This is a genomic window from Pseudomonas sp. TMW22089 (assembly GCF_022496645.1).
GTDB classification, from domain to species: Bacteria; Pseudomonadota; Gammaproteobacteria; order Pseudomonadales; family Pseudomonadaceae; genus Aquipseudomonas; species Aquipseudomonas paraversuta.
Window position 1 is genome coordinate 148773 of the sequence record NZ_SCFG01000011.1, and the last position, 6218, is coordinate 154990.

5 protein-coding genes are annotated in these 6218 nt (G+C 55.6%); 2 read left to right on the forward strand and 3 right to left on the reverse strand.

Annotated features, from left to right (window positions below; all coding sequences use genetic code 11):
* Positions 1 to 22: 22 nt before the first annotated feature.
* A complete protein-coding gene (locus EQV90_RS13200) occupies positions 23 to 1108 on the reverse strand; it encodes a sigma-54 dependent transcriptional regulator (RefSeq protein ID WP_269465424.1) in 1086 nt (361 codons plus the stop codon).
* Between the two features lie 328 nt (positions 1109 to 1436).
* Here EQV90_RS13200 and EQV90_RS13205 point away from each other — a divergent pair, with 328 nt between their 5' ends.
* Both EQV90_RS13205 and EQV90_RS13210 read left to right on the forward strand, forming a co-directional pair.
* Positions 1437 to 2606 carry an aminotransferase class V-fold PLP-dependent enzyme gene (locus tag EQV90_RS13205; RefSeq protein ID WP_240878201.1) on the forward strand — a complete coding sequence of 390 codons (1170 nt, stop codon included), beginning with the start codon at positions 1437 to 1439 and terminating at the stop codon, positions 2604 to 2606.
* Between the two features lie 55 nt (positions 2607 to 2661).
* A complete protein-coding gene (locus tag EQV90_RS13210; RefSeq protein WP_240878203.1) occupies positions 2662 to 4482 on the forward strand; it encodes an aminopeptidase P family protein in 1821 nt (606 codons plus the stop codon).
* A gap of 56 nt (positions 4483 to 4538) precedes the next feature.
* Here the strand turns inward: EQV90_RS13210 and EQV90_RS13215 are convergent, their stop codons facing one another.
* The gene (locus EQV90_RS13215) at positions 4539 to 4820 is read right to left on the reverse strand and encodes a hypothetical protein (protein WP_081481296.1); all 282 of its coding nucleotides are present in this window, start codon (positions 4818 to 4820) and stop codon (positions 4539 to 4541) included.
* Between the two features lie 161 nt (positions 4821 to 4981).
* The gene (rhtA, locus tag EQV90_RS13220) at positions 4982 to 5869 is read right to left on the reverse strand and encodes a threonine/homoserine exporter RhtA (protein ID WP_010655800.1); all 888 of its coding nucleotides are present in this window, start codon (positions 5867 to 5869) and stop codon (positions 4982 to 4984) included.
* Positions 5870 to 6218 lie beyond the last annotated feature (349 nt).

Consider the following 6218-nt stretch of genomic DNA (forward strand, 5'->3'; position numbering starts at 1 on the left):
GGGTTGCTGCCGAGGTGTCCACTCACAACGCCGTTTGTGCATCAAGCCTTCGTGTGTTTACGGCCAGAGCCCCGAGTTTGATCAGACGAGTACGGGTGACATTGCGGCTCAAGCCCAGCAGTTTGGCAGTATGTACCTGGTTGTGATGGCAGAACTCGTAAGCCGCGCGCAACAGGCTGTCCTCTACGGTTTCGTGCAGGGCGCCAGGTTCTTCTTCGAACAGCTTTTGAAATGCACGCTGTAACAAGTGGTCAGTGGTGGTGGATGGTTGTGGCGCAGCAGGCTCCAGGCGTTTGCTGCGTGACTGCGACAGGCGCAAGTCCCGGGCGGTGATGGTCTGATTGCTGCACAGGAGCAAGCTGTGGTGCACGACGTTTTCAAGCTCGCGAATATTGCCCTGCCAGGGGTGATCCATAAGCACCTGTTCAGCGCATGTACTTAATGCTGTAGGGCCGTGTTGCAGTCGTTGCCGGTAGGTTTGAAGGAAATGCCTTGCCAGCGGCAGGATGTCGCCCTGGCGCTCGCGCAAGGGCTGCAGAACAAGGCTGACCACGTTCAGCCGGTAATACAGATCTTCGCGAAAGTGACCGGCATCGATAGCCTGCTCCAGATTCACATTGGTTGCCGCCAGCACGCGAACATTGATCGGCGTGCTTTTGCGCGACCCAAGCCGCACCACCTCTTGCTCTTGCAGCACACGTAACAGTTTCACTTGAATGGGCAATGGTAAATCGCCGATTTCGTCCAGAAACAACGTGCCGCCGTCAGCCTCTTCAAACCAGCCGGCCTTAGCCCCGAGTGCACCGGTGAATGCCCCTTTCTCATGGCCGAACAGCTCGGCTTCGACCAGTGATTCGGAGAAGGCTCCGCAGTTTACCGCCACAAACGGTTGTTGATGGCGGTGGCTGAGCTGGTGAATATGGCGGGCGACAATCTCTTTGCCGGTGCCGGTTTCTCCGATGATCAACACACTGGCATCACTGGGCGCTATTTGTTGCAGATGCGCGAGCAACGCCTTGGAGGCAGGGTCTGCAAAAACCTGGGCTGTGGCCCGTATGGAGGTCGCGAGTGCCGGAGTGGCAGGCAGTGTCAAAAGCTGCATGTACAGCTCCTTTTATCGGGGGAGGGCTATACCCACAAAAGGAAAGCCGAAGGCTGCTTTATAAAGAGCTTTTGTTATTCCGTAAACTAACGTAATTCCATATTTATATATCCTTATGGCATATCAGACTTGCGCAGACAGGTACTTTTAGCGCTTTATAGGGCTATGGTTTTTTGATCTCGTGAATTTTGGAAGGCTCCTACGACATTTGTTGAAGCGGCTTCTTTTGTCACCCAGGTTAATCGGGTATTTCTAATGGCCACGTTTTCAAGGTGGCTTCACTCTTCTGATATCAAGCACTGCCTGATTCCGGAACGCTCAGTAGGTTTGCACAATGAACAAAAGACCTCTTTATTTCGATTACGCTGCCACCACACCCGTGGACGCTCGTGTCATTCAGGTGATGGTCGATTGTCTTGGCTTTGAAGGAAACTTTGGCAACCCGGCCTCGGGCTCACATGTTTTCGGTCAGCAGGCCCGAGGCTCGGTGGAGCTGGCTCGCGAACAGGTTGCACAGCTGATCAATACCAGGGCCGAGCACATTATCTGGACCTCGGGTGCTACCGAGTCCAATAACCTTGCGTTGAAGGGTGTGGCACTGGCCAGCGGCAAGGCGCGCGGGCACATCATCACCAGTCAGATTGAACACAAGGCGGTGCTGGACACGGCCCGGTTCCTCGAAGAGTCAGGATTTGATGTGACGTATCTGGCGCCCGACAGCCATGGGCTTGTGAGCGCGCAGCAAGTCAGCGATGCGTTGCGAGAGGACACTCTGCTGGTGTCGCTGATGCTGGTGAACAATGAGCTCGGGACAGTGAATGACATCCCGGGTATTGGTTTACGGGTTCGCGAACACGGTGCGTTGTTTCATGTTGATGCCGCCCAGGGCGCTGGCAAGGTAGCCATCGACCTGGAGGCCTGGGCCGTGGATCTGATGTCGTTTTCGGGGCACAAGGTTTACGGGCCCAAGGGGATTGGCGCCCTGTATGTGGGGCCACGGGCACAGGATCGTTTGCAGGCCCAGATCCATGGTGGCGGTCATGAGTCGGGGCTGCGCTCCGGAACCCTGGCCACTCACCAGATAGCCGGCATGGGGGCTGCTTTTGCCCTGGCCAGCGAATCATTTGCCCAGGAGCTGGCGCATATCGGCGCTCTGCGTCAGCGGTTGCTGGAGCAGTTGGCCGATGTGCCGGGGGTGCAATGCAATGGCTGTCCAACGCAACGAATTCCCCATACCTTGAGCCTGACCTTCAGCGAAGGGCATTTCAACAGTTCGGCATTGAGCGCTGTGCTGGCGTATTCGGCTACTTCGGCATGTAACTCGGCCAGTAAAACCCCGTCCCATGTGTTGCTCGCGTTGGGCCATGATGCTGAAAAAGCCGGTCGAACCATTCGATTGAGTCTCGGGCGCTTTACCCGCGAGCAGGATATTGATGTCGCAGTAAATGCGATTAAAGCAGCCGTTACCGCGCCTGCACCTTTCTGGGCGGTTGCCCAGTCTTAGCCGCTGATTCATTATCCGGAGGGAATAATATTAGTAGTGACTAGCAGGAGGCGGAATGAGTACTCAGTCGTTGAATCCGGGATTGGTAGTGCAGCGTTTGGCGCGCGCCAGAGCCTTGATGAGCCAGAACGGAATACAGGCACTGTTGGTACCCTCGGCCGACCCCCATCTTTCAGAATACTTGCCCGCCTATTGGCAGGGCCGGCAATGGTTGTCGGGTTTTCACGGTTCAGTCGGCACTTTGATTGTGACCCCGACCTTTGCCGGTCTTTGGGCTGACAGCCGTTACTGGGAACAGGCGGCCAAAGAGCTTGCCGGTAGTACCATCGAACTGGTCAAGCTGATGCCAGGTCAACCGGGGCCACTGGAGTGGCTGGCCGAACAGGCACCTGAAGGTGCTGTGGTAGCGGTTGATGGGGCGGTGCTGGCACTGGCCTCTGCACGAATACTGGAAAGCAAACTCAAAGAGCGCGGTGCCGTTTTACGCACAGATATCGATCTGCTGGGGCTGGTCTGGGAGGATCGTCCTGCGCTGCCGGTCCAGGCGGTGTATGAGCATCTACCGCCACAAGCAACAGTCAGTCGCGTGGACAAACTGGCACAGTTGCGTAACTCACTGGTGCAGCGCAAGGCCGATGCGCATTTCATAGCAACCCTCGATGACATTGCATGGTTATTTAACCTGCGTGGCTCGGATGTTTCTTTCAACCCGGTATTTGTTTCGTTTGCATTGATCGACTCGGCGCAAGCCACCTTGTTTGTGGACCTGAACAAGGTCAGTCCCGCCCTGCAAGAGACACTTGGGCGTGATGGTATTGAGTTGCGCGAGTACGTTGAAATCAATGACGCGCTGGCAGCATTGTCAGTATCGACCCGGTTACTGGTGGATCCGGCGCGTGTGACCTGCGGCTTGCTCAGCCATCTGCACCCTGACGTGACGCTGGTGGAAGGGCTGAACCCGACTACCCTGGCCAAGTCGCAGAAGAGTCTGGATGACGCGTTTCATATCCGTCAGGCCATGGAGCAGGATGGTGCTGCTCTTTGTGAGTTTTTTGCCTGGCTGGAAACTGCTCTGGGGCGTGAGCGCATCACCGAATTGACCATTGATGAGCAGTTGACCGCTGCCCGTGCGCGTCGCCCGGGGTACGTGTCGCTGAGCTTCAACACTATCGCTGCCTTTAATGCCAATGGCGCAATGCCGCACTATCACGCGACTGAGCAAGAACATGCCGTGATTGAAGGGGATGGCCTACTGTTAATAGACTCTGGCGGTCAATACCTGGGCGGAACCACTGACATCACCCGGATGGTACCGATTGGCACCTTGAGCGCGGAGCAAAAGCGCGATTGCACCCGTGTCCTTAAAGGCGTGATTGCCTTGTCCAGGGCCCAGTTTCCAAAAGGTATCTTGTCGCCCTTGCTGGACTCGATTGCCAGAGCTCCGATTTGGGCTGAAAGCGTGGATTACGGGCACGGAACCGGGCATGGCGTGGGCTACTTCATGAATGTGCATGAGGGGCCTCAGGTCATTGCCTATCAGGCGGTGCCGGCACCCCATACAGCAATGCAGCCGGGAATGATTACCTCCATTGAACCCGGGACATATCGTCCGGGGCGCTGGGGTGTGCGCATTGAAAACCTGGTATTGAATCGCGAGGCGGGCGCCTCGGAGTTCGGTTCGTTTCTCAAGTTTGAAACATTGACCCTGTGCCCGATCGATAGCCGTTGCCTGGAACCCGGCCTGCTCACCCGTGAAGAGCTGGAGTGGTTCGATGCTTATCATGCACAGGTGCGTGAACGCTTGAGCCCGCTGCTTGAAGGGGCTGCGCTGGAGTGGCTGCTGGCGCGAACGGTGCCTCTTTCGAAAGTTGCCTGAGGCAGTTCTGAAGCGCGGCCAGCTTGCTCAGCTGCGCTTCAGAATGTTCAAGGCTGTCACTTGCAGAGCACAATCATGCTTCGGCTGGTGTATCCGGCAGGATTCAAGCCGAAAGGATAATCCCCTGGCTCCTGTGCGGTATCTCCAGATTTGGCAATCACTCTGTAGCCCTTGTCCCCGCAAGATTTGACGGCTTGGGCGTAGCACTTGTCCCACGAAGAGGATAAGCCGGAGCAGTTGATATGCAGGCCTCGTTTGCCATGCTTTACAGCTGGCTGGGAGGTTGCGGCGCAGCCGGCAACAGCAAGCACGGCTAAAACGGCCAAAATTCGTTTCATTCCTGTCCTTAAGCGTTTGCGTCGGGTTCACGGAGTGCGGGTGTGGATCAATCCTCTATCGTTGGCGTTTGAGGAAGTCCTTATCCGCGCCAAGCAACATTCATAACGAACAAACATCCCTTAAATGAGAGTCAATTACCAGACTTCTGTCAAATAGACGACTAATTGTCAGTCAATACCGGTTTCGAGTGGTTGCGCATCGTCAAGGTGGCTCCGACCGAAGCCATGATAATGCAAGAGATTGCCATCCATTGGCTAAAGGACAGGACCTCATTCAGAAACAACAGACCTGACAGTGCACCGAAGGCGGGTTCAATACTCATGAGAGTGCCAAATGTACGCGTGGGCATGCGTGTCAAAGCAATCATCTCAAGAGTGTAGGGGAGGGCGGTGGACAATATTGCGACGCCAATGGCGATGGGGATCAAGCTTGGGGTCAGCAAGGCGGCACCGGCATGGACAATCCCGATGGGTGCAATGAACAGCGCCGCGATCATTACGCCTAAAGCTGCGGTTTGCACGCCGTTGTCAGCGCCGGCCTTTTGCCCGTATAGAATGTACAGCGCCCAGCAGACTCCGGCGCCCAGTGCATAGCCGGTGCCGACAGGGTCGAGGCCCTGAGTGCTTTCGCCGGTGGGGATAAGCAGTAGAAGGCCGATGATCGCCAGACCAATCCAGGCAAAGTCGATGGGCCTGCGCGAGGAATAAATAGCGACAGCCAGTGGTCCTGTGAACTCGAGCGCCACAGCAATCCCCAGTGGAACCGTACGCAGTGACATATAGAAGAGGAAGTTCATGCCCCCCAGCGCTATCCCGTAAACGATCACGGTTTTTAAGGATCTGGCGGTGAGCTTGGCTCTCCAGGGTCGCAGGATCAACAGCATGATAATGCTGGCGAACAGCAATCGCAGGGTTGTAGTGCCTTGGGCACCTATTATGGGGAACATGCTTTTAGCCAGCGAAGCACCCGATTGTATCGAGGCCATGGCAATAAGCAGCAAGCCGACGGGGAATAGTGTCGATGCAAGGCTTTGGGTGAGCTTGGTCATTACGTGGTGGGCCCGGGCTATAGGTGTCAGAAGCAGCGCATCATGCTTAAATAAGGCTCGATGTGCAATATAGTGCGCAAATCAGGGCTTTTCATTGTCTATTAAGGTGCTTTGTTTAATAGTCGCAACGAATGCTTGACTCAGAATTCCAACGGCCTATAATTCGCCCACTTCCGGCGCAGTCGAAACGGAAAACTCCTTGAGTTTCAATGAGTTGGATGATTCTTCGGCAGTGTCAGCTTCAAGTCATCGAAGCAGGAAATGAGGTGTTGACAGCAGCGTGTAACGCTGTAGAATTCGCCTCCCGCTAACGAGAGATCGAAAGCGCAAGTGGTTGATGTTACAAAGG